This is a genomic window from Paenibacillus sp. NRS-1760, assembly GCF_050467785.1.
Taxonomy (GTDB): Bacteria; Bacillota; Bacilli; order Paenibacillales; family Paenibacillaceae; genus Pristimantibacillus.
This window is the reverse complement of the sequence record NZ_JBITPK010000015.1, coordinates 115,905-138,328: the sequence shown is the minus strand read 5'-3', so window position 1 is coordinate 138,328 and position 22,424 is coordinate 115,905. Positions and strand designations below refer to the sequence as shown.

The following is a 22,424-nucleotide window of genomic DNA, read 5'->3' as shown; positions in this document are numbered from 1 at the left end:
GTTATGCCTTACCAAGGAAAATTTCTGCTACCCGGTCAACAATCATATTAATGGCAATCGGGCCATAATAGGCAATCCATATGTTTGAATCCACATCATAGACTTGATTGTTTTTCACAGCTTCAACATTTTTCCACGTTTCCGTCTTCTGGATTTCGTCCACTGCCGCCTTGAACATATCATCTTTTACGAGGAAATAATGATTAGCGCCAACTTCCGGGAAAGCCTCTAATGCAATTTCATAAGCGGTATCCTTTTCCTTCAAAACCGATTCTGGGGCATTCAAGCCTAAATCATTGTATAAAATAGCTCCTGTACGGTGGATTGGTGTATGTATCCGTATCCCCTCATCACGTGGGCGCGCTAATGCAACAGTTTGATCTCCGAGCTTAGCCTTTAGCTCTACCTTCAGCTTCTCTGTTTTCACGTTGTAGGCCTCCAAGACAGCCTTCGCTTCTTCAGACTTCCCTACAATTTTTCCAAAAGTATCTAAAGTGACGCGCCAATCCTCATTAAATTCGAGCATGATCGTTGGAGCAATTTTGGACAAGCTCTCATACACTTCTTCTTGGAATTCTGTACAAATAATTAAATCGGGTTCCATGGCCATAATAGCCTCAAGGTTGGGCTCATCCCTTGTACCGAGCAATTTAACATCCTTCAGCTTATCCATTAAATAGGCCGGGAAGTCTGTTTTATCTGCCGCGGCTTTTACGCTGCCCGCTGGCTGCTCTTCTAAAGTTACCAATTGATCCACAAATTTTGTATCAAGCACCGCAATTTTAAGTGGGCGCTGCTCCAGCGTTGTTTCGCCCTTCATATGTTTAATAACAACAGGATATGCCTGTTGCGCTGTTTGCGATACGTTTGTGTTTGTAGAAGCTGCGCTAGATTCAGCTCCAGCTGGACTAGCCCCTCCCGTATTGTTTCCCATGCTATTTCCCGTCGAACATGCACTCAACAATAAAATTAAACTGAGCATTAAGCTAACCGCTAAAATCGACCTCTTACTCCTATTCATCCGTATAACTCCTCCGTCTAATTGTTGATAATGATTATCACAATCACCATCATACGAGAGAGAAGTATCCGCGACAATGGAATTTTGCGACATAGAGGATGAACTTATCCGACGGTGCTTTCTGAAGTTAAGAGGAGAAACGCCAATATGCTTCTTAAAGGCTCGGCTAAAATAATAACTATCACCATAACCTACTGATTCTGCAATGGCTTTAAGCGGCATATTCGTATTCAATAACATCGTTTGCGCATGATCCATTCGAACCTGAATGAGATACTCTAGTGGCCCAATCCGAAGCTGCGCTTTAAATAATCGCTGCAGCTTTCTCTCATTGCAATGAAGAGTACTCGCCAATTCTTGAAGACTGATTGTCTCAGCGTAACGTTCCTCCATGAAGCGAATCGTTTGGCTGACGTAATCCGGCTGAGCTTTGGCTGCCCCCTCAGCGGCATGGAGCTGCTTCATAAGATCGTATACCAATTGGTGAAACAACGCTCTCACATGAAATCTTTCCAATTGAATATCAAGCATCCAGTGCGAATACATTTGCTCGATTCTCGTCAGAAGACCTAGCGGATAGGCAGGGGCAAAACCATATTGCATTTGAAAAGGATTATTGTCTCTATATACTTTTAACAGTTCTTTACGAGCTGGTAAAACGAGGACTGCTTTATAAAAAATAAAATAATAATCGAGTTTTTCATTCACTTGCACAATATCAATCGTAGCGCCTTTTCCGGCATGGCACACATAAAAACGATTCACCATATGCTCCATTCCGTCGATGAGAATTTTTGCATCACCAGCAGCAGCGAATAAGAAGGCACTAGCTGGCAATCGGAAGCCTTGCAAACTCTCACCCGATCGCAAAATAGACCGACGAACATCAAGCACCCTTATAGCAGCATGATTCCATAATGGTATATGTTCCTGTAATGTCATCATGTTCACCTTCCATGTCTATTTACAATTTCCACCTCTCTTATTATATTAATAATCATTCTCATTATCAAAACATTCTTGCTCAGCAGCTCGAAATCGCCCTTACAATAATTGTAATTATGTTATAATAGGTTTTCAAAACAGGAAGGGGAGATTCGTAATGGAAACGATCGAAATTGTTGCTGTGAGCGCATTAGTTCTATCCGTCCTGCTTGGGTTAAAAGTGTTTAGCTTGCAGAGACAGGTTGACGAAATAAAATTAGAGCTTCAACGGGCTAACAACCATTCGGATTTTTCGAGATCACCCAAGCCAAACCTAAATTCCCCTCCTTCCTCACCCGGTATGACTCGCAACAACGCCCCTATAAATATCGATGATAGATTACGCATGCTAGTTGCTTCAGGAAAAAGAGTTCAAGCAATTAAAGAGTTTAGAAAAAAAAGTGGCGTCAGCCTCAAAGAGGCCAAGGACTACGTAGACGACTTAGAGCGGCATTAATATTGATCTGAATATGTTCTTCATCATTTATCCAATTCAAAAGCAAAGAGGCTGTCTCTTTAAGGCAATTTGCCTTTAGTGACAGCCTCTTATCTGTTTACTGGCTTACCGTTTTATCGCTCATATCCGGGATAGTCGTAATCAGAGTCTTTCAGCTTGTTTAAAATATTCATTTGGCGAATATGATCTCTAGTTTCTGCCGTGCCTAACACATATACGGTTTCGTAAACCTTGATAATATCCTCATTAAACTTATCGGTTGCTTTGTCATTATCAGCTGATTTATAAGGGATTGGTGCGCGAAATTGTGTTTTTTCATCATCCCGCTGAATTTGGTCGAGCAGCTGCTGAAGCTCACTGATCTCCCCCTGCGTTGCGGTTACCGTTAACTGATCATTGATGGAAGGTTCAGGCTCGACCCGCTTTCCAGAAATCGATACATAATAGGTTTGCTTCTCCGTCATGCCTCTCACTCTCCTCCTATTCGATAATAACTTATAAAACAAATCGGATAGAGATGAAACAAGGCTGCATCTACAATTTGCCCACGAATGCAACAATAACAAGGCTTCTATACAAAAAAAGCACCCACAAGCCATGCACCTTCTTCAAAGTGTTTTGCGTGTGGGTACCCGTTGTGTCTATCTCTACGGCAAGCGATACCATGCAAAAGGTTCACCCGTACGGAATGGGCGGCTAATCTTCTGCAATTCCTCTTCTGTATCTGCGGTCAGCTGCATGGATACACTCTTCAAGTTTTCTTTGAGCTGCTCCACCTTTGTCGCTCCCACAATGACGGTAGATACGACAGGCTGATGCATGAGCCACGCGAGTGATAATACGCTTGGTGTACAGTCCAATTGTTCCGCAAGCTTCGCTACATTTTCACCTAATGCAATGGTTTTAGTATCGATAAATCGCTGGAAACTCGGGTCGGTCTGAGCGCGAGAGCCCTCTGGCGCCTGCTGCGCTGCGCTGTATTTTCCTGACAAAATGCCGCCAGCCAGCGGAAAATACGGAATGATGCCCACGCCTTGGTCTAGACACATCGGAACCAACTCGTTTTCCGGCGTTCGATCCGCTAAGGAGTAGCTCACTTGTGTCGATACGAAGCGATTTATTCCAAGCCGATCACTGATTCCGAGCGCCTTCATCAGCTCCCACGCAAAGTAATTGGAAGCTCCGATGTAGCGCACCTTGCCAGAGCGTACCATATCCTCTAGTGCTCGAAGTGTTTCCTCAAGTGGTGTTTCAGGATCAAATGTATGAATTTGATATAGATCGATATAGTCGGTTTTTAGACGTTTTAAGCTGTGTTCCAGTTCCGTCTGCAAATGAAATCTGGACGAGCCGCGCTCATTTACGCCTGCTCCCCGAACTAGCCCTGCTTTTGTAGCTAAAACAACATGTTGACGCTGTCCCTCGAGCACCTGCCCAATGATTTTTTCGGATTCGGTGGCTGCATAAATGTTAGCTGTATCGATAAAGTTGATTCCATTGTCTATCGCGCTATGAATGATTTGTTTTGAAGCCTCATAATCTGCGCGTTTGCCAAATGCGTTGGTACCTAAACCGAGCGCGGATACTTTGAGGCCGCTATTTCCAAGTCGTCGGTAATGCATGGTTGACCAGCTCCTTTTCCCATAATCAAGCTTAGCTTCTCTTCCTACATTATACCGTTGATTGCATTCAATTTCAGTAAGAGCTGCCTGGACCACATCAAAAGTAGAGCTAGCATTTGCTAGGCTTTTATTTCAGAAGCACAATGCCCACATTTTGAATTGTGACCTGCTGTACATATTCTGCTATGATAAGAATTAACTTACACATCGGAACAAGCGTTCCGCTAGCGGAAAGGAACCATACCATGAGCGTACAGTTGTCCGAGCGAGTTATTAAGCTGCTATGCGGCGATACCTTCTATGAACGCGGCGAAGCCTACTATAAAGATGGAAAAGTTACGCTTGCGGACCAAGGTCCTGAGGCAAGCAGCTTTAAAGCTATCGTAATGGGCAACCATCGCTACGAGGTTACGATCGATATTGACCTGGATGGAGACGTCGAAGCGGAGTGCTCCTGTCTCGCTTTCAGCACCTACGATAAGTATTGCCAGCATGTAGCTGCGGCGCTGCTGCAAATTCATCATTTTCAAAATGAGTTTGATAAGCCTGCCCGTATCTACCCCTCACTCCTTCATCCAGAGGATAGGCCTTACTATGATAATGACGAAGCAGATACAACCCATCTCCGTAATCGATATGCCGCGCAAGCGGGGTTAGAAGCAGCCGATACTCGGCTGGCTAACGGCATGTTAGGCTTGTTCAGCCACCGTCCGATCCGCACAAGCGGAAGCCGGTCGCTTTTGGACAAGCGCACCACTCTTGAAGTAGAAATTTCTGTTAAGCTTTTCCCCTACGGCTTTCGAAAGCATATGTTCGGCATTGAGCTTAAGGTTGGCCCAAAACGGTTATATATCGTACAGCAAATACGCGAATTTCTGAAAAAGGTCGACCGGCGGGAGCCTTACGTCTTCTCCAAACATTTCACCTATGATCCAGCCGTTCACAGCTTTCAGCAGGAGAATGATGCGGTGCTTGCGAGGCTTATTCAAATCTACCGAAATGAGAAGATATTCAGGGAATCGCTGTCTCGCTCAATTCTAAGAGAGGCTCCGGCAAGTGGAGACCGTATGCTGCTCGTGCCTCCCTCCTCATGGGATAAGACGCTTCCTCTGCTAACTGCTGCACCGACCGTACAGCTGCTCTATAACAATCAAACGTTTCATGGCATTGAACGGAGTGACGAAGCGCTCCCGCTCCATTTTGCGTTTGATCAAGCGACGAGCGACGGCTATCAATTGGATATTCAGGGACTTGATCAGATCATCATTATGGAAGATTATGAGCTGGTCATCACAAACGGCAAGCTGATCGAGCTGAAACCGGAATCTTGCACACGGCTTATGGAGATGAAGCAGCTGCTCGACACTTCCCGCAAGCCAAAGATTCATATTGCCCCAGCGCAAATGGAACCGTTTATGGAAAGGGTCATCCCGGGACTAATGAAGCTGGGCAGTGTCGGAATTGCGGAATCAATATCTGACCGCGTGCTGCAAACGCAGCTTAAAGCGAAGCTTTACTTGGACCGGGTAAGAGATCGGCTGGTCGCAGGGCTTGAGTTCCAATATGGCGACATTATTATTAATCCTTTAGAAGGAAGCGAGAAATCACGCGGTACTGATCGCATTCTCATGCGGGACGGAGAACAAGAGCGGCTCATTCTCGAGCTGATGGAGCTGGTTCCCTTTGCCAAAACAGAGGGCGGCTATTTCATGGAGGACGAGGATTCGGAATTCGAATTTCTGCACCATATCATCCCGCGGCTTGAGAAGCTGCTGACCGTGTACGCTACCTCTGCTGTTAAAGTGCGAATTGTGACCAAGCATGCAGCGCCAAAAGTAACGATTAATGTAGATGAGCGTACAGACTGGCTGGAATTCAAGTTCGATATGGACGGCATTCCTGAATCGGAAATTCGGAACCTGCTGAAGTCGCTTGAAGTGCAGCGCAAATACCACCGTTTGCCAAACGGCTCATTATTGCCGCTTGATGGCGCCGAGTTTCAAGAAATCATCCATTTCTTAAATGAGGTCGGCCTGCGCCAAAGCGATATTCAAGGAACCGAATTTCGGATACCTACAGCCCGCGGCCTGCATCTCATTGGTTCACATGAGAACGGAAATGCGGTAAGACTTGGCAAATCGTTCCGCCGGCTGCTGGAAAACATGCGTAACCCCGACAATTTGGATTTCCCTGTACCGGATAATCTCGCGAACGTGCTGCGGGATTATCAGCAATACGGCTATCAATGGATGAAGACACTTGCCCATTACCATTTCGGCGGCATTCTTGCCGATGATATGGGGCTCGGAAAAACAGTCCAGGCCATCGCATTTGTCGTTTCCGTACTTCCTGAGATTCGGAAGCGAGAGCAGCCAGCATTAATCGTTGCTCCCGCTTCGCTCGCCTACAACTGGCTGAATGAGCTGAAGAAATTCGCCCCAGAGGTTCGCGCCGTTATTGCCGATGGCACCAAGTCAGAGCGCAGCGGCCTGCTGACAGGTGATTCTTCGGCGGATGTGATCATAACTTCATATCCCTTGCTGCGCAAAGATATTAAAGATTATATGAAGCAAAGCTTCCACACGTTGATTTTGGACGAGGCGCAATATTTCAAAAACCATACGACTCAAACCGCGCAAGCCGTTAAGGCTATTGATGCCGGGTATCGCTTTGCATTGACTGGCACGCCCGTGGAAAATACGCTGGAGGAGCTATGGTCTATTTTCGGAGCCGTTTTCCCTGCATTATTTCCTAGCAAGCAAGCTTTCAATGAGCTATCGCGAGAAGCTGTCGCCAAGCGGGTTCGTCCGTTCTTGCTGCGCAGGCTGAAAAGTGATGTACTGAAGGAGCTGCCTGACAAAATCGAGTCAATTCAAGCATCGGAGCTGCTGCCTGAGCAGAAACAGCTGTATGTTGGCTTCCTAGCTAAGTTGCAGCAGGAGACGGTGAAGCATTTGAACGATGAAAGTTTCCAGCAAAATCGAATTCGAATTTTAGCTGGAATAACAAGGCTTCGCCAGCTCTGCTGCCATCCTGCCTTATTCGTAGAAGATTACCGAGGAAGCTCCGCCAAATTTGAGCAGCTCCTCGAAATTATCGAGGAATGCCAGAGTGCTGGCAAGCGGCTGCTCATCTTCTCACAATTTACAGAGATGCTCGGCCTAATCGCACGAGAGCTGGGTTACCGAGGCATTACTCATTTTTATTTGGACGGGCAAACAAAAGCCTCCGAGCGCGTCGAGCTTTGTAATCGATTCAACGACGGTGAGCGCGACCTCTTCCTGCTCTCGTTAAAAGCAGGGGGCACTGGACTAAACCTAACGGGTGCCGACACTGTTATTCTCTACGACCTTTGGTGGAACCCAGCCGTCGAGCAGCAAGCAGCCGATCGTGCACATCGCATTGGACAGAAAAACGTCGTGCAGGTCATCCGCCTCATAACGCAAGGCACGGTTGAGGACAAAATGTATGAGCTTCAGCAAAAGAAAATGAACCTGATTGACGAGGTTATCCAGCCTGGTCAGGAGGCTCTATCCTCTCTATCGGAAAAGGATATTCGTGAAATTCTGATGATTGAGTGATGTGAATTCAATTCATATTAAAGGTGCATGGCTCAGCTCCGTTAAGGAGCAGACTGCCGCTTCGAAATAAAAAAAGTAGGAATCACAAATAGATTCCTACTTTTTTTTGCATACAACATGTCTCGTCTAGAGGATCAATCTATTTTACTGCTTTAACAAACGATCAATCTCAGCGGCTGCTTCAGTTAATCCCTGTTTAACCGAAAGTTCCTCTTGAAAAATTTTGGTCATATATTTTATATAAGTAGCGTCAATTCGACTATACCTTTTCACTGGCGGACGAAGAAATGTATGATCAAGCGCCTCCGTGTACGGATGAATAAAGGATTCACCCTGCGCCTTTATCTCTTTGGCCTCCAAGTTTGTCGGAATTATGCCTGTTTGCGACATTGCAATTTGCGATTGCGTATTGACCATCCATTTCATAAATGTCCAGGCCTGCAATGGATTTTTCGAGCCCTTCATAATGACTAAATCTTCTCCTCCCAATATGGAGGCAGGACCAAAATCCGGCGGAAACGGAACTGCTATTGTTGTGTTAATCGCCCTCTCCAGCTCTTCGCCTTGAAAAACGCTGTAAAACCAAGGTCCATCATCTGTGACCAATATTTTCCCTGACTTTACCCCCTCCCAATTATCTCCGCCGCCGTTAATAACCGTACGATCAATCAACTGCTCCTTATATAGCAATAAAAGCTGCTCAACCGCCTTGATTGTCGCTTCTCCATTCAAATAGCCGGATGCCTTCGAATATGAATCATCTGTCATACGTCCGCCCAGCGCATAAATATAAGGCAAGCTCTTCCACGACTCAAGCCCCCCTATACCAATCATGAATCGATGTTTTTTAGCAAGATCAATCACTTCCTGGAAAGTTCCAGGCGGCATCGACAATCCAGCCTGTTCCAGCAATGCCCGATTAAATATAGCAATTTTCGTGTTCATATTAACGGGGAGAGAATAATAGGAACCCTTATAATAACCTGCTGAGCCTGTATTGCTCTGCAGCGATTGCGTTATTTTGCCAAAATCATCGTATTCGCTCAGGGGGAGCAGCAATCCGCTTTGGGAAAACTCAGGCACCCATACAATATCCATACGCACTACATCAGGCGCTCTATTGGAAGATGCCTTGGAGATGAGCGTATATTTCATTTCCATATTGTTGCTTTGCCGAACAGGAACGACGTGAATAGCGGGGTACGCCTCCTCAAACGCAGGAATAAGTATATCCTCCAAAATTCGAGTCTCTTGATCACTGTACGTATGCCAGAACTCGATTTCCGTATTCTCGGTATTTGTTAACTTCTCGACCTTGCTGTCATTTGTAAGAATAGACTGCTGGCTGCAGCCTGAGCTGATTGCAAGTAAACACACTATTATTATCAGCCTATTTATAAGCATGGCAATCTCCTCCATCAACTACTGTTGATGCTTATCTCGATACTCTACAGGTGTCATCTGAGTCATTTTTTTAAACAGCTTGCTAAAATATTTCACATCGTTAAAACCGGATTTTTCAGCTACCTCATAAATCTTGTACTCGTTTTTAACCAGCATCCGTTTTGCTTCATGCAGCCTCAAATCGATTAAATAATCGATGAAATTTTGACCTGCCTGTTTTTTGAACAAATTCGAAAAATAGCTTTTGCTTACATGTATGTTATCCGCTACTTGTTGCAGTGTTAAATCTTCTCGGTAATGGAGCTTAATGTAGGCGATGGCTTTAGTGATTAACTGTCCGCTATGGCCTTTATCAGCCAACCTCAGCTGATTGGGATGCTCCATTTCCTCAAACAATTGACGGATAGTCGATTCGAGCTGAACAACCGTCTCACAGCGCCAAATGTGTTCTCGGAAATCTGATAGCGTTTTTGAGCCTCCGTTCACAAAAGTATAGGCGGAGAGCAGCTCATATGCTTCTTTTCTTACGTGCTCCGGTGTTTGAGCACCCTTCGTCCAGCTTGAAACGAAGCGATCGATGACTGTTTTTGTATGGTCCTCGGTGCGAAATTGCTCAACCATAACCTGCATGTTCATTCCCTCATAATTAGACCCCGCTACGCTCTCATCCGGTATTTGTTTATAGGCAAAAAGTTTGCCCGTACCTTCAAAAAATCTTCGTTCCCCTGCAGCTCGGCTTTTTCTGAGTCCTGTTTCCACCCGCTCTGTTTCCTGCTCCACACAGTAACCAATAGAAATTGAGGTCGATAGTTCAGCAGCAACCCGGTTCTTGAAGCGCTCAAGCTCACCTTCTGCATTCCCCACAAGAGGTAAGATCATAAAGAGACCTTCTCCCGTCAAAATCGGCGCACTGCCATACTGGAATTGCTCATAAAATAAAGCCTGCATATCCTCATACATGATGCTAATATGCAAATCCCCGTATCGTTCCCGCCACTCGTTTAGACCATCCGATACAACAAAAGCACAAACGTAGCGATCATTTGGCTGATCAAAAAGATCAACTAATTTAGATTCAGACTCGCTGGTTGCGAGCAAGCGTATGATTTCCTGCTCAGAACGTCTTCTCGCAAGGAAAACCAATTGCTCATCGAACTGTTGATTTTGCACGACTTGCCTGCGGTTTTGCTGCAGCATTTCTTTACATCGCACGAGTACAGCAATGAGTTCCCCCGCTTCCAGTGACGGCTTAAGCAAGTAATCGACAGCACCCTGCTTCATCCCCTCACGCACATATTCGAATTCATTGTAGCTACTAATTAGGATAACCTTGGTTAGCGGATTAACCTCCAGCGCCTTTCGCGTTAGCTCCAGGCCATCCATAACTGGCATCTTAATATCCGTTATCAAAATATCAATAGGCTGAGATCGAAGCCGTTCAAATGCTTCAAGGCCATTTGCACAATCTCCCACTAAGGTCAGCCCTTGCTCATCCCAATTTATGAAGTTTTTAAGCCCGTTTCGAATAATCGGCTCGTCGTCCACAATCAAAACATAATCGTTCACGTCATTTCCTCCTCGAAGTTGTAGGCAGCAATATCTGAACTCGGAAGCTTTAGCTTTATAAACGGATGACGATATGAATATGAGTACCGAGTCCAATATCACTCGTAACAGATATGCCCGAGCCTGCGCCATAATAAAGCCTTAAGGAATCATAAACATGCTTCATTCCTATGCCTGCTTTCGTCATACCTTCCTTTGCATTCAATTGTTTCAACTTCTCTTCTGATATTCCTGAGCCATCATCATGGATCACAATCCGCAGCTCTCCCTGCTGCTCTGTCACCTTAATCGTAATATCTCCTCCGCGATTAAGCGGCACGAAGCCGTGGAAGATCGCATTCTCAACGAGCGGCTGAAGCAGCATCCTTGGAATTTTCACTTGATCCGCCCCAGGCTGTACCTCTATAGCCAAAGCATATTTTTGCTCATACCGCATTTCTAAAATAACGATATATTTCTGAATGATCTCCAGCTCTTCCGCAAGTGTAATCATTTGCCCGTTCTTGCCCATATTCGCTTGAAGCAGTCTAGTTAGAGCCGCTAGCCCTTGATCGGCTCGCTCCATCTCTCCTGCTCGAATCAGCCATCTGAGCGTACTAAGCGTATTGTAGAGAAAATGCGGATGAATCCGGTAAGTGACCGCACGCACCTCGGCCTCAAGCTTCTCGTTTTGCTCCTGCTCCACTCGTAGCATCAGCTGTTCAATTTCATCCAGCATTTTATTAAAATGCCTACTCATGAGCCCAATCTCGTCTGTAGACGTTAACGCTGTTCGAACAGATAGATCTCCCTGCTGAACTCTCCTCATCTCTAACGTTAATTGCTTGATAGGTTTCGTAACCTTCTTCGCGATGAGAAGACCAACGAGCACCGCAAGCAAAGCGAAGCATGCTGAGGTTATTAAAATACGTGTATGCAGCTTATCCAGCGCCCCCGTTATTTCAAGCGTAGGAACTGTGCCAACCAGCAGCCAACCATTGCTTAGCAGCTGCTTTACGCCATAATAATGGACGCCCTTATTAGCGTACTCGAATTCAACTGCATCATTATGTACAATCAACTCATGCAGTTTGGCATCCTCCACCATCTGACCAATTCGTGAAAGATCCGTATCGATCATAATTTCACCTTGTGCGTTAACGACCATATAACGTCCGGTTTCCCCCAGCTTCACTTGCTTAATCGTATTAATGATGGCCTTGCCATTTAAATTAACGACCAGCAGACCGATTTGCTGAAGCGATTCAAAGTCTTTTAACGCACGGCTGATCGGGAGAACAAGATCAGTATTTTCCCCACCACCGCTAAAAGGATCCTTTCGCATCGGCTGCCATACGAACCCGCCATCCTGCTTTTTCGACTCCGCTACCCACTCTTGATGATTCAAGTCAACCTTTCGCAATTTGGGTGTAGAAAATGTGCCGCTCCCCCAGCCGATGCCCCCACTTTTAATGATGTAAACAATTCTTACGAATGAGCTTGAATACACGACGTTATTAAGCAGCGTATTTAATGATTGCGTCATCTCGATCTGCTCGCTAAGCGGACTCGAGGTATATTGCATCGCTGATTTTTGCACCTTCAAATCACTGTATATTAAATCGGATGTATCGCTTCCCGCGTTGAAAATAGAAGACAAGGCATCTGCGGTTTGCTTGGTAACCTGAACGGTAGATGCTCTAACATTTCGTTTTACAAGCGCGGAAGATTCCAAATAGAAAGAGAAACCCGATAAAGTGGTCGGAATCAAAATAATGAGTAAAAACGCTAAAATCATTTTTGAAGCAAATCGGTTCGTTATTTTCTCGAAGCGCGCCATAAGCTGCCCACCTTGTTAAAGAAGATACTCCTAGTTTACCTAAATCAACACGATTAAAATAGAAGGTTTTATAGAAGAGGAGCGCAGCCATGCTGGCTTCGCTCCATTCATTCTCATGCATTACGTTCATATCAGCAAACGCTTTCATTGCAGTGCACAAAACAAAGCGCACGAAAACTATCTTTCGTATCGCTTGGTTCTGCATGCTATCGCAACCTTACTTGTAATTAATGGTTAGTAGATCCCAGTATTTCAGGACTGGAAGCTTAAGTGTAACCTTGCCTTCTTGCTGCTTGAAGCTCAGCTTAATAGGTGATCCTTGATAATAGTCTGGTGAGGCGAATAGGATACTTGCAACTTCACGCTCTGTCTCAATGGAAATGTCTATTTCTTTACGCTCAATAGGCACAGCTTGCTCGCCCTTGCTGTCATTCCACTCCATGGTTTTAGCATCAGTGAAGTTAATGAAGTGAACGATGTTGCTTCCGCTTTTCTGCTTCGCAAAGGACCATATTTTGCCTTGCTCTGGAGCAGCGGAAACACTTGTGTCCCCTGTACTTGATACGATTAGTTCAGATTCCTCTACTCCATCTCGCAAAATGTTCTGATAAGCGACAAGGAAATCGTAATAGCGAATAAGCTGCTCTTCCAGTTCAGCTGGAATGGAGAGATTTCGATTAGGGAAATACTCTTTGGCCAGCATATTTTCCCCAAGCTCCAGATGGGATCCGCCGGATGCGAAGATGACTGCATCTGTAAGCAGAACGCCTGGCGTATTAAATTCCCCGCTCGCGTTTGCCAAATCATAGTTCATATAAGCAGCAAGCACCGTGTTTAGCTTATTTTTGCTGAACTGGTTGTTTTGATCGATAATCCCCTTAAGGTTGCCATACTTCGGATGCCCGTCCCATACTTCGGTATATAGGAATGAGAGAGGAGCCTGAGGAGCCATAAAGGCTTGCCCATACTGTCCGACAGCGTTCATTACATAGTCGACATCCAGCTTCTCCTTGGCTGCTTTCAGGAATGATACATAGCCAGGCGCCAGCTTTACACTTTCTCCTTTGGCATTCCAAAGCGCTCCGCGATCGCCTAATTGATCAACATGCCAGCCATCGAATTTCAATTGGTTAAATACTTCAATTTCTTTATCGATCAGATAGTTTTGCCACTCCACGTTGTTTGGGTCATAGAGCATAATGTCGCTGGCCCAGCTGTCTGGCAATGGATGCTTATCCTGATTCGCTTGCGAAGGATCTTTGTACAGCGCCCACGCTTTTTTGACACCGTCCTCCTCTGCCCCCTCATATGCCCCGAACAATAAATTGTAGTTCATCGCCTTCATGTTTTTGCTGTGCGCAAGGTCAATATAGCCTTTAATTGTATCCAAGGCGACAGGTCTGTTTGCAATATCCGGCCATTCCGACGCTGGTTGATTGCCTTCCAGCTTCAGAGGCTGATGATGTTTATACTGCCAATCATAAAACTGAACGCCGTTAATATGGAACCGATTCAGACGTTCGATTACTGTTGCCATCTCTTCCCCATTCATGCTGTGGAAGTCCGCCAAATAACCGTAACGAGGAAATTTGCTCCAGTCTGTGGACACGTCAACTGCGATGTTCTGATGATCCTTCACTTCTTCCTTCGTTACAAAGAAAACCTCAGCCATATAACCTCGGCCATCTTCCTTTGGAGGCGTCCAATCCCATTCCAATGAATTGCCGTCCACCTTGACTTCTTGCTCAGCAATCTTCTCCCCTAGATGGCGATACTGGACAATCACCTTCGCTTTTGACTCCGTTTTAGCCAAATCCAACGTAAAATGAACGTTGTCGCCGGGACGATAAGCCGATTTGTCGGTCGACAAGCGACTTATTATACCTTGGCTATTCACAAGCTCCGCCTTTATTTCCTTCTGCTCGCTGCAGCCGGAAGCAAGGATCATAAAAGAGGTAATGACAACAATGACTGATGAGCTTATTCTATTTCGATTTCTTTTCCGTTTCATTTGATAGCTCCTGTTTTTAGATTTAACCCTTCACTCCGCCTTCGTTAAATCCACCCTGTACGAATCTTTTTTGGAAAATAATATAAAGGATTATCGTCGGAATGAGCGCTATAATGGAAGCAGAAAATACCCATGAATAGTTTGTCGCATATTTATCGTTGAACATCAGCAGTGCAATTGGCAGCGTCCGAAGCGCCTCATCCTTAATAATGACTAGAGCCGTGAAATACTCCTCCCATGTGCCTTGAAAGGAAAGAACTGCAAGCGTCGCAATCGCCGGCATCGACTGAGGCAGGTAAATATTCCAGAAAATGCGCCAGCTGCCACCGCCATCGATCAACACGGACTCCTCGTACTCCTTCGGAATGCTTTGAAAGAATCCACGCAAGAAGAACGTGCTGCCAACAACACCGCCGCCGATATAAATTAACCATAGCCCCCAGTAGGTGTTAACCAAACCAAATGATTTGATAATTAGAAACTGTGGAATAATGTTGATCACTCCGGGAATCATCATGGTCAGAAGAAACATTCGGAATAGAAACTCTTTGCCCGGAAACGTAAATCTGGCAAACCCGTAGGCGGTTAAACAGCCGAGAAACAAACTTCCTGTCATAGACACGATGGTAACGAGCGAGCTGTTCAGGAAATACCTTGCAAAATTATTTTTGCTCCATACTAGCTGGTAATTATATAGGTTTGGGATGACAGAGAATACTTCCTTAGGCCGCGGCAGCGAGTATGCCCCTTTTATAAAGCTCGTCATAATCATATATACGAAGGGAAATAGAAAAGCCAACGCTCCAAGCACGATAATGCTGTAAACTAGAAGCTGAATATGCCATTTAGTTTTCATTTCTTCTCCCTCCTACAAAAACCGCTGATTGCCGAATTTTTTCATCTGAGAATAGGTGAGTAAAAACACTGCAATCCCCATCATGACGGCTACCGCAGATGCATAACCAAAGTTAAAGTTCTTAAATGCTTGCATGTACATAAGGCTTGGCAGCGTCTGTGTCTGATCCATCGGGCCGCCGCGGGTAATAAAGTACACTTGTGGAAAGAAGTTGAATGCTCCGTTAATTAGGTTAATAAGAACGAATGCGGTGACAGGACCTAACATCGGAACCGTAATGCTCCAGAACTGCTTTGTTCCGTTAGCGCCGTCAATTTGCGCCGCTTCATAATATTCCTTCGAAATGCCCTGCAAGGCCGCCAAATAAATGACTACGCCCCAACCAACCGTTTTCCAAATATGAAACAACCAGATGACAATCATAGCCGTCCAATAATTTGATAAAAAATTAATCGGTTCATGGAATATGCCAAGCTGCTTATAAAAGATATAGTTGATCAAGCCATATTCACCGCCAGCGAACAAGAACCGGAACAAGAACGCGACCACGATCCAAGATGTGATGATGGGCAAATAATAAATCGTGCGGAACACAATCTTATGCCTAACGAAGTGGATATTAATTAAGACCGCAAACACGATGGCAAGAAACCAGTTAATGGGTACCGTTACCGCGACGTTCAGAAACGTATTTCGGATTGCCATTAACACTTTATTGTTCGGATCCGTAAATGCGGATACGTAGTTTGCAAAGCCAATGAATGGATTTTCTGCATTAGGCATAATGCTGTATTCCTGGAAGCTTATAATTATGTTTTTGATCATCGGATAAATAACGAATACGGCCGTTCCTAAAACACCAAGAAAGATATAAGGCATAACCTTTATCCACTGCTGAATGCCCTTTTTCAACTTTACGCCTGCCGGAATTCGCTGCTCTTGTTTCGGCTGCCCCGTCACTGGTATAGACATATTGATGCTCCTTCCCTATCCTTCATCTCACTAGAGCCTTCATCTACCTTTGAAGTTGATGAAGGCTCTAGCATTTCACTTATTTCTTCAAAATAGCTTCAATGTTTTTCGCTGCCTCATCGAGCGCTTCTTTTGGTTTAAGCTCTCCACGGACCGCTTTCTCAAAAGCAAGATTAACGATTCCTTCCATTTCGCCGTATTGTGGAATCGGTGTGCGCGGCAGTGCAGTTTCAAGCTGCTTCACGTATTCTGTAACGAATGGCTGCTCAAGAAATGCCGGATCGTTTGCTGCCGTTTTGTTTGTAGGGATAAGACCAAGCTTGCTCATGATCTTTTGCGGCTCGTCGCCAAGCATCCATTTTGCAAATGTCCACGCCTCTTGCGGATGCTTTGAGTTTGCAAAGATAACAAGATCCTCGCCGCCTACAACAGATCGGCTGCCGCCTGCACCAGCAGGAATCAAGCCGCGAACCGTTTGCTCCAGCGGTTTGAATTTCGATTCTGCTTCGTTCATCAGAATGCTGTAAAACCAAGGGCCGTCATCAATCATCATATAATCATTGTTTTTCATACCGTCCCATGCGCCTGGCTCGCCGCCAAGAATCGTAGGCGTTACGAGTCCGTCTTTATTCCACTGTACAATCGTTTCGAGCGCTTTTACGCTCTCCGGGCTATTCAAGTAGCCATCAACCTTTGTATAGTCCTCGTTCGTCAATGAACCGCCAAGGCTCCAGAAGTAAGGCGATGCTGCCCATACGTTCGCTCCGCCGATGCCAATACCGCCCGGTTTGCCTTTTGCGACCGCAAGCTTGGCTGCTGCAACGAACTCATCCATTGTCGCAGGAGCTTCTTTTACGCCGATTTCATCCAAAACCGCTTTATTGTAGATAGCAATTTTTGTATTTGTGTTTACTGGAACGCCATAGTAGCCGCCGTTATAGGCATTCGTTTCCATAGGCGCTTCGAACGTATTTGCTTTTAATGCATCAAAACCCTCATTCTTGCTTATATCTTGCAGCGCTCCCATCTTGGCAAATTCAGGAACCCAAATAATATCCATTCGCATGAGGTCAGGTGCTGCATCGCCCGCTACTCCGGCAATAACCTGCTCTTTCAAGCCCTCGTATGGCATTCTTGTCAGCTTGAGCTCGATACCCGGGTTTTCTTTCTCAAAGAGCGGCTTAATATTTTCCGTGAGCACCTTCTCTTCTTGATCGCTATAGGTATGCCAGTATTCAATAGTAACTTTTTTGCCACCCGCTGCCGGAGCGTTACCGCTTTCATTTTTCGGAGCATTTCCTCCGCTATTGGCAGGTGCGTTATTTCCGTTTCCACACGCCGTAATCGTAAAAGCCATTACCGCCGCTAGTACCCCGTACGAAACTGTTTTGTACCATTTCATAGGATTGACCCTCCTCATATTTATGCTTCTCCTTCATTATGCTTAGATCATTCTTCGCTAGAAACCGTTTTCATTGCGGAAAAGGTGTCGTATTTCACTCCGTTTTAAATGCCACTTTTTTGGAAAAATAAAAAAGGTGTCTTATCTTTCTGTCAAAACAGAAAGATAAGACACCTTCACCATTTACTTTCCAATTGGCTCGAGCGGAGCAACACGTCCTAGCGATATGCTTGCGCCTTGAACAGGAGCCGCCCATCGTACGCCATTCGCAATGACTCTCAGCACATCTGGATGATGGTAGATCGGGAATGTTTCATGTCCAGGCCGGAAATAAAACAACTTGCCTTTTCCTCTTCGGTAGCAGCAGCCGCTTCGAAATACCTCTCCCCCCTCGAACCAGGAAATAAATACGAGCTCATCCGGTGCGGGTATGTCAAAGCGCTCCCCGTACATTTCTTCCTTCGGAATTTCAATATAATCATTTAAGCCGTCCGCAATCGGATGGCCGTGCTCGATAACCCAAACCCGCTCTTTCTCGCCATCATCGCGCCATTTGAGATCTCCTGTTTTAGTGCCTAACAAACGCTCAAATATTTTGGAGCCATGGCCAGAATGAAGAACGATTAACCCCATGCCCTCCATGACGCGTGCGCGCACCTTCTCGACAATATCATCCCGCACCTCAGCATGAGCGAGATGTCCCCACCAGATGAGCACATCCGTATGATACAGCACATCATCGCTTAGCCCATGTTCAGGCTCATCGAGAACCGCTGTCTTTACTTCAAAGCCATCCACTGTTTTCAAGTAGCCGCCAATTGCGTTATGAATCCCTTCGGGATAGATGCTTGCTACCTGTTCATTTTGCTTCTCATGCCGATATTCATTCCAGACTGTTACTTTTATATTAGCCATTGTTAGAAGCCTCCTGTGTTATCGTAATCCAGCGCTCTTCCTGAGTGGATAGGAGAATAGAATCCAGAGTCAGCTGATTGATATAACCATCCTCGATTGTTGCGTCGAGACCATCTTGCTTGCCGTTCAGCAAATTAAAGAAGGACTGCATTTGATTTGCTGCGAACGAATTTGGAATATCGATTTTACGGAATTGCTTATCCTCTCCAAGCTTGATTTCAAGGCTATCCTCTTCTTCAAGGTTGTAGATGAGCGCTCCTTGCGTACCGTAAATCTCGATCCGTTGGTAATTGCCACGGCCAAAAGCGAAACGGGATATGTTCATCGTAGAGGAGCCGCCATCTTCGAAACGGGCAAGCACATGACAGAAATCATCAACATCCACCTCGCCTTTGCCCTCTCCATTTAGGTTGTCCCGCTCTTTTACAATCGTTCCTGCATCAGCAATAACCTTCACGGTTTCTCCGATAAGGAAGCGCTTAAGATCGAGAATATGAGAACCTAAATCACCGAGCGCACCCGATCCTGACAGATCCTTGCGGAATCGCCAGAGCAGTGGAATTTCCTCATTAATACCCCAGCTTTGCAAATACTGGCTGTATACGTGATTGATCTTGCCAAGCGTGCCTTGCTCAATCAGCTGCTTCGCATATCGAATCGCGGTTTTATAACGATACGTGAAACACACCATATGAGGGATGGGATGATTCGCTAATTCCTGTCTAAGAATCGCTGCTTCCCTTGCATCAAGGGCAATTGGCTTCTCAAGCGCAAATGGCTTGCGATGAATAATGGCGTCATACGCGATCTGAAAATGATTGCTGTTTGGTGTGCCTATGGTCACAGCGTCCAGCTCTGATTGCTTTAACATATCCAAATGATTTACATACTGCCGCTCAAGCGGAATCCCCAGTTCATTGCCTTTGGCCAAAAGCGCTTCCTCATTACAATCACATATCGACCATATTTCAGCATGTTCACTTGCCAAGATGCCTTCAATATGAAAGTTAGCAATGCCGCCAAGCCCAATAACGCCTATTTTCAGCTTCTTCATATGCCTCATCCCGTCCTTATAGTGGCTTCAATTACAAACCCAGTATAGTTTGTGTTAAAATGAACGGGAATGTCCGATCTAGACTCTTTTTGTACAAAAGCGACTTTTACGGAGTGAAGGAGGTCATAACTATTGCTGTCCATGAACATGGATTTAGTGCCTCGCATAAAAATTATGGGATTTATTGCTTACAAAAGCCCGTGGATTCATTTCAAACGAAATATAAATGAGTATGTGCTCTATTTCATCAGAAGTGGAGAACTCCATATTAAAGAGGAGAAAAATCATTATGTTCTGCGTAAAGGTGACTTGCTTATTCTTGAGCCCAATTTGAATCATGAAGGAACGGCAAAGCATGTTTGCGATTACTATTACATTCACTTTGAGCATTCAGATATTAAAGCTGTGTATAGGGATGATATGCTGGCTTTAGCCAATTACTTTATTGTTGAGCATGACCAGTCTCCGTTTATTGAGCATAAGCCTACCGTTAATGGAATCCATCCAAATCACTGCTACTTCCCCAAATACCATACGATTTCTGATAAAACCAGATTTAATCTCATCCTGAGTGCATTAAATGAAATGCAGAAGCTCTACATGCGCAGGTATTACAATAGAAGCCTAACTGCTTTTCAATTTATGCAATGGCTCGTTGAGCTCTCACGTGAGTATTTTATGGATGAGCTGAAGCGCAACGACCGAATTCATTCGAAGTCGGTTGTTAAGGTTAACGCGCTGCTCGATTATATCCATCAAAACTATCAGAGCAAAATAACCGGCAAAGACATTGAGCTTACATTTGAAGGCAACTATGATTACTTAAACCGTGCCTTTAAGCTCGTTACCGGCCAATCGATCATTCGGTACATCAATGCGGTTCGAGTAAACCAAGCGAAACAATTGATTGAAACGACGCCGCTCAGCATAGGAGAAATCGGTTATCTAGTCGGGATCAACGATCCCTATCATTTCAGCAAAGTATTCAAAAAATATGTCGGCCTCTCACCTACTCAATATTTTAAGCAAGTATGGAAGAGCGACTAAAAACCCTCCAAACGACCATCGTTAGGAGGGTTTTTTTGGGCTTTAATCCATAGAAGCTATCTATCATTATGGGGCAAATATCTTCAATTGATACTAGCAGATTTTGATAGAGATAGGGATATTGACCAGTACGAACACTCTATCATGTACGTATACTTACACTACATAGATACAAAATAAATAAGAGAAAGGAGGATCTCTAGCTTTGCTAGAATGTTAGTTTTCCAAGTAGCCTAAGGTTCAATCTAGAAAAGGAGTGCTGCACAATAAAGCAAAAAAAGGGTTCAAAACTGAAAAGAGGTTAAAGCATGCATGACTTAATGATCATTATGACCATTTCCGCGTTCCTTCTAACAATCAGCTTCATCTTCTGGCGACCGCAGGTCAATGAAGCGATACCCGCAACAATCGGAGCTGCAGTCGTTCTTCTTAGCGGAAGCGTCTCGCTTTCCGATCTCGGTCAAATAACCGAAACGATAAGCGGGGCTGCGGTCACCATTATTGCTACCATCGTTATGGCCATTGTTTTAGAAAGCTTCGGTTTTTTCTACTGGGCAGCCGAGCTGCTCACCAAAAAAGCTCGCGGTTCCGGCATTCGTTTGTTTTGGCTAACAAACCTATTTTGTTTTCTCATGACGCTTTTTGTAAACAATGACGGAAGCATCTTAATTACAACGCCCATATTGCTGCTCTTGCTGCAAAATATGGGACTAAAAAAACATCAAAAAATACCTTATCTATTATCTGGCGCCTTAATCGCAACGGCATCTAGTGCCCCTATCGGCGTAAGCAATATCGTCAATTTAATTGCGTTAAAAATTGTTCATATGGACCTCTACATGCATACCGCAATGATGTTCGTACCCGCTTCGCTTGGACTTGTCCTCTTGTCGCTCCTGCTGTTTGCCGTCTTCTATCGCACACTTCCAAAAACACTCCCTCCCGCTTCCAGGTGGAATCTTATGCCCGGCGGCCATCCGTTAAAGGAAACCTTGCCTAAAGAGAACCGCAACCGCTTCATGCGCAATATTCTTATTTTTGTATTCTGTGTTCGTATCAGCCTCTTTGTCGCATCCTACATCCACTTCCCCGTCGCTGCAATGGCTGTTATCGGATCTGCTCTTCTGCTAGGTTGGCGTTGGTACCACTTAAAAATTTCACCGGCGGACATGCTCAAAAAAACACCTTGGTATATACTCATATTCGCTTTCAGCATGTATGTGATCATTTATGGCCTTAACAACATCGGTTTAACGAATTGGCTTATTCATCTTATGCAGCCTCTCATCTCAGGAAGCCTGGTTCACGCCAGCGTTCTCATGGGCGGACTTTTAAGCGTACTCTCCAATTTATTCAACAACCATCCCGCACTTATGGTCGGTACGATTACACTAATGAATATGGGCCTTGATCCTCTAACGTTAAAAATTGCTTATCTCGCTAGTGTCATCGGCAGTGACATCGGTTCGCTCCTATTGCCAATTGGTACATTGGCAACGCTTATGTGGATGCATATCGTACGTAAAGGCGGGGTTCCAATTAGCTGGGTTCAGTATTTGAAGGTAACTTCAATCGTCATTCCGATTACCGTTGTATTCACGTTAATTCTATTAGCGTATTGGGTATACTGGGTGTTCTAATTCGCAAAAAAAGAGACCTTCCGCAAGGAAGGTCTCTACTATAAATAACAGGATAAACATTTCATCTGGTTAA

The 22,424-nt window shown here is 45.0% G+C and carries 16 protein-coding genes; 4 read left to right on the top strand and 12 right to left on the bottom strand.

Annotated elements, in window-relative coordinates:
* Position 1: 1 nt before the first annotated feature.
* A complete protein-coding gene (locus ACIFSR_RS24415; RefSeq protein ID WP_339205175.1) occupies positions 2-1,966 on the bottom strand; it encodes an AraC family transcriptional regulator in 1,965 nt (654 codons plus the stop codon).
* Positions 1,967-2,123: 157 nt separating this feature from the next.
* On the opposite strand from ACIFSR_RS24415, the gene ACIFSR_RS24410 reads away from it, so the two are divergent.
* On the top strand, positions 2,124-2,462 hold the full coding sequence (locus tag ACIFSR_RS24410; RefSeq protein ID WP_430060641.1) for a hypothetical protein: 339 nt from the start codon (positions 2,124-2,126) through the stop codon (positions 2,460-2,462).
* A gap of 113 nt (positions 2,463-2,575) precedes the next feature.
* On the opposite strand, the gene ACIFSR_RS24405 is transcribed toward ACIFSR_RS24410, so the two are convergent.
* A complete protein-coding gene (locus tag ACIFSR_RS24405) occupies positions 2,576-2,926 on the bottom strand; it encodes a hypothetical protein (protein ID WP_339205177.1) in 351 nt (116 codons plus the stop codon).
* A 183-nt stretch (positions 2,927-3,109) separates the two neighbouring features.
* Positions 3,110-4,084 carry an aldo/keto reductase gene (locus ACIFSR_RS24400; RefSeq protein WP_339205178.1) on the bottom strand — a complete coding sequence of 325 codons (975 nt, stop codon included), beginning with the start codon at positions 4,082-4,084 and terminating at the stop codon, positions 3,110-3,112.
* Positions 4,085-4,329: 245 nt separating this feature from the next.
* On the opposite strand from ACIFSR_RS24400, the gene ACIFSR_RS24395 reads away from it, so the two are divergent.
* Positions 4,330-7,665 carry an SNF2 helicase associated domain-containing protein gene (locus ACIFSR_RS24395; protein WP_430060638.1) on the top strand — a complete coding sequence of 1,112 codons (3,336 nt, stop codon included), beginning with the start codon at positions 4,330-4,332 and terminating at the stop codon, positions 7,663-7,665.
* A gap of 144 nt (positions 7,666-7,809) precedes the next feature.
* Here ACIFSR_RS24395 and ACIFSR_RS24390 read toward each other — a convergent pair whose 3' ends face one another.
* From ACIFSR_RS24390 to ACIFSR_RS24350, 9 genes are all read right to left on the bottom strand, one after another.
* Positions 7,810-9,069 (bottom strand): extracellular solute-binding protein, encoded by a 1,260-nt coding sequence (locus ACIFSR_RS24390; protein ID WP_430060635.1) that lies wholly within the window; start codon positions 9,067-9,069, stop codon positions 7,810-7,812.
* An 18-nt stretch (positions 9,070-9,087) separates the two neighbouring features.
* On the bottom strand, positions 9,088-10,635 hold the full coding sequence (locus ACIFSR_RS24385) for a response regulator transcription factor (protein WP_430060632.1): 1,548 nt from the start codon (positions 10,633-10,635) through the stop codon (positions 9,088-9,090).
* 55 nt (positions 10,636-10,690) lie between these two features.
* Entirely contained in the window at positions 10,691-12,454 is a 1,764-nt protein-coding gene (locus tag ACIFSR_RS24380; protein WP_339205183.1) for a cache domain-containing sensor histidine kinase, read from the bottom strand.
* 217 nt (positions 12,455-12,671) lie between these two features.
* Entirely contained in the window at positions 12,672-14,465 is a 1,794-nt protein-coding gene (locus ACIFSR_RS24375; RefSeq protein WP_430060628.1) for a glycoside hydrolase family 66 protein, read from the bottom strand.
* 22 nt (positions 14,466-14,487) lie between these two features.
* On the bottom strand, positions 14,488-15,321 hold the full coding sequence (locus ACIFSR_RS24370; RefSeq protein WP_339205186.1) for a carbohydrate ABC transporter permease: 834 nt from the start codon (positions 15,319-15,321) through the stop codon (positions 14,488-14,490).
* Positions 15,322-15,333: 12 nt separating this feature from the next.
* The gene (locus ACIFSR_RS24365) at positions 15,334-16,293 is read right to left on the bottom strand and encodes a carbohydrate ABC transporter permease (RefSeq protein ID WP_339205187.1); all 960 of its coding nucleotides are present in this window, start codon (positions 16,291-16,293) and stop codon (positions 15,334-15,336) included.
* 79 nt (positions 16,294-16,372) lie between these two features.
* Positions 16,373-17,695, bottom strand: a complete 1,323-nt coding sequence (locus tag ACIFSR_RS24360) for an extracellular solute-binding protein (protein ID WP_430060624.1) — start codon at positions 17,693-17,695, stop codon at positions 16,373-16,375.
* A gap of 183 nt (positions 17,696-17,878) precedes the next feature.
* Complete coding sequence (locus ACIFSR_RS24355; protein ID WP_339205189.1) at positions 17,879-18,610, bottom strand: ThuA domain-containing protein; 732 nt, start codon at positions 18,608-18,610, stop codon at positions 17,879-17,881.
* Positions 18,603-19,664, bottom strand: coding sequence for a Gfo/Idh/MocA family protein (locus ACIFSR_RS24350; RefSeq protein ID WP_430060621.1), 1,062 nt, complete (start codon positions 19,662-19,664; stop codon positions 18,603-18,605). Before ACIFSR_RS24350 ends, ACIFSR_RS24355 begins: the two co-directional genes overlap by 8 nt.
* A gap of 141 nt (positions 19,665-19,805) precedes the next feature.
* Between ACIFSR_RS24350 and ACIFSR_RS24345 the strand changes: the two genes are divergently transcribed.
* Together ACIFSR_RS24345 and ACIFSR_RS24340 are read left to right on the top strand one after the other, a co-directional pair.
* Complete coding sequence (locus ACIFSR_RS24345; RefSeq protein ID WP_430060710.1) at positions 19,806-20,711, top strand: helix-turn-helix domain-containing protein; 906 nt, start codon at positions 19,806-19,808, stop codon at positions 20,709-20,711.
* A 308-nt stretch (positions 20,712-21,019) separates the two neighbouring features.
* Positions 21,020-22,351 (top strand): ArsB/NhaD family transporter, encoded by a 1,332-nt coding sequence (locus tag ACIFSR_RS24340; RefSeq protein WP_430060618.1) that lies wholly within the window; start codon positions 21,020-21,022, stop codon positions 22,349-22,351.
* Positions 22,352-22,424: the final 73 nt, after the last annotated feature.

What these genes read in the sequence shown, in the direction of transcription:
- ACIFSR_RS24415 (WP_339205175.1), bottom strand. Translation starts at nt 1,966, where the DNA reads ATGATGACATTACAGGAACATATACCATTATGGAATCATGCTGCTATA.
- ACIFSR_RS24410 (WP_430060641.1), top strand. Translation starts at nt 2,124, where the DNA reads ATGGAAACGATCGAAATTGTTGCTGTGAGCGCATTAGTTCTATCCGTC.
- ACIFSR_RS24405 (WP_339205177.1), bottom strand. Translation starts at nt 2,926, where the DNA reads ATGACGGAGAAGCAAACCTATTATGTATCGATTTCTGGAAAGCGGGTC.
- ACIFSR_RS24400 (WP_339205178.1), bottom strand. Translation starts at nt 4,084, where the DNA reads ATGCATTACCGACGACTTGGAAATAGCGGCCTCAAAGTATCCGCGCTC.
- ACIFSR_RS24395 (WP_430060638.1), top strand. Translation starts at nt 4,330, where the DNA reads ATGAGCGTACAGTTGTCCGAGCGAGTTATTAAGCTGCTATGCGGCGAT.
- ACIFSR_RS24390 (WP_430060635.1), bottom strand. Translation starts at nt 9,069, where the DNA reads ATGCTTATAAATAGGCTGATAATAATAGTGTGTTTACTTGCAATCAGC.
- ACIFSR_RS24380 (WP_339205183.1), bottom strand. Translation starts at nt 12,454, where the DNA reads ATGGCGCGCTTCGAGAAAATAACGAACCGATTTGCTTCAAAAATGATT.
- ACIFSR_RS24375 (WP_430060628.1), bottom strand. Translation starts at nt 14,465, where the DNA reads ATGAAACGGAAAAGAAATCGAAATAGAATAAGCTCATCAGTCATTGTT.
- ACIFSR_RS24370 (WP_339205186.1), bottom strand. Translation starts at nt 15,321, where the DNA reads ATGAAAACTAAATGGCATATTCAGCTTCTAGTTTACAGCATTATCGTG.
- ACIFSR_RS24365 (WP_339205187.1), bottom strand. Translation starts at nt 16,293, where the DNA reads ATGTCTATACCAGTGACGGGGCAGCCGAAACAAGAGCAGCGAATTCCG.
- ACIFSR_RS24360 (WP_430060624.1), bottom strand. Translation starts at nt 17,695, where the DNA reads ATGAAATGGTACAAAACAGTTTCGTACGGGGTACTAGCGGCGGTAATG.
- ACIFSR_RS24355 (WP_339205189.1), bottom strand. Translation starts at nt 18,610, where the DNA reads ATGGCTAATATAAAAGTAACAGTCTGGAATGAATATCGGCATGAGAAG.
- ACIFSR_RS24350 (WP_430060621.1), bottom strand. Translation starts at nt 19,664, where the DNA reads ATGAAGAAGCTGAAAATAGGCGTTATTGGGCTTGGCGGCATTGCTAAC.
- ACIFSR_RS24345 (WP_430060710.1), top strand. Translation starts at nt 19,806, where the DNA reads ATGAACATGGATTTAGTGCCTCGCATAAAAATTATGGGATTTATTGCT.
- ACIFSR_RS24340 (WP_430060618.1), top strand. Translation starts at nt 21,020, where the DNA reads ATGCATGACTTAATGATCATTATGACCATTTCCGCGTTCCTTCTAACA.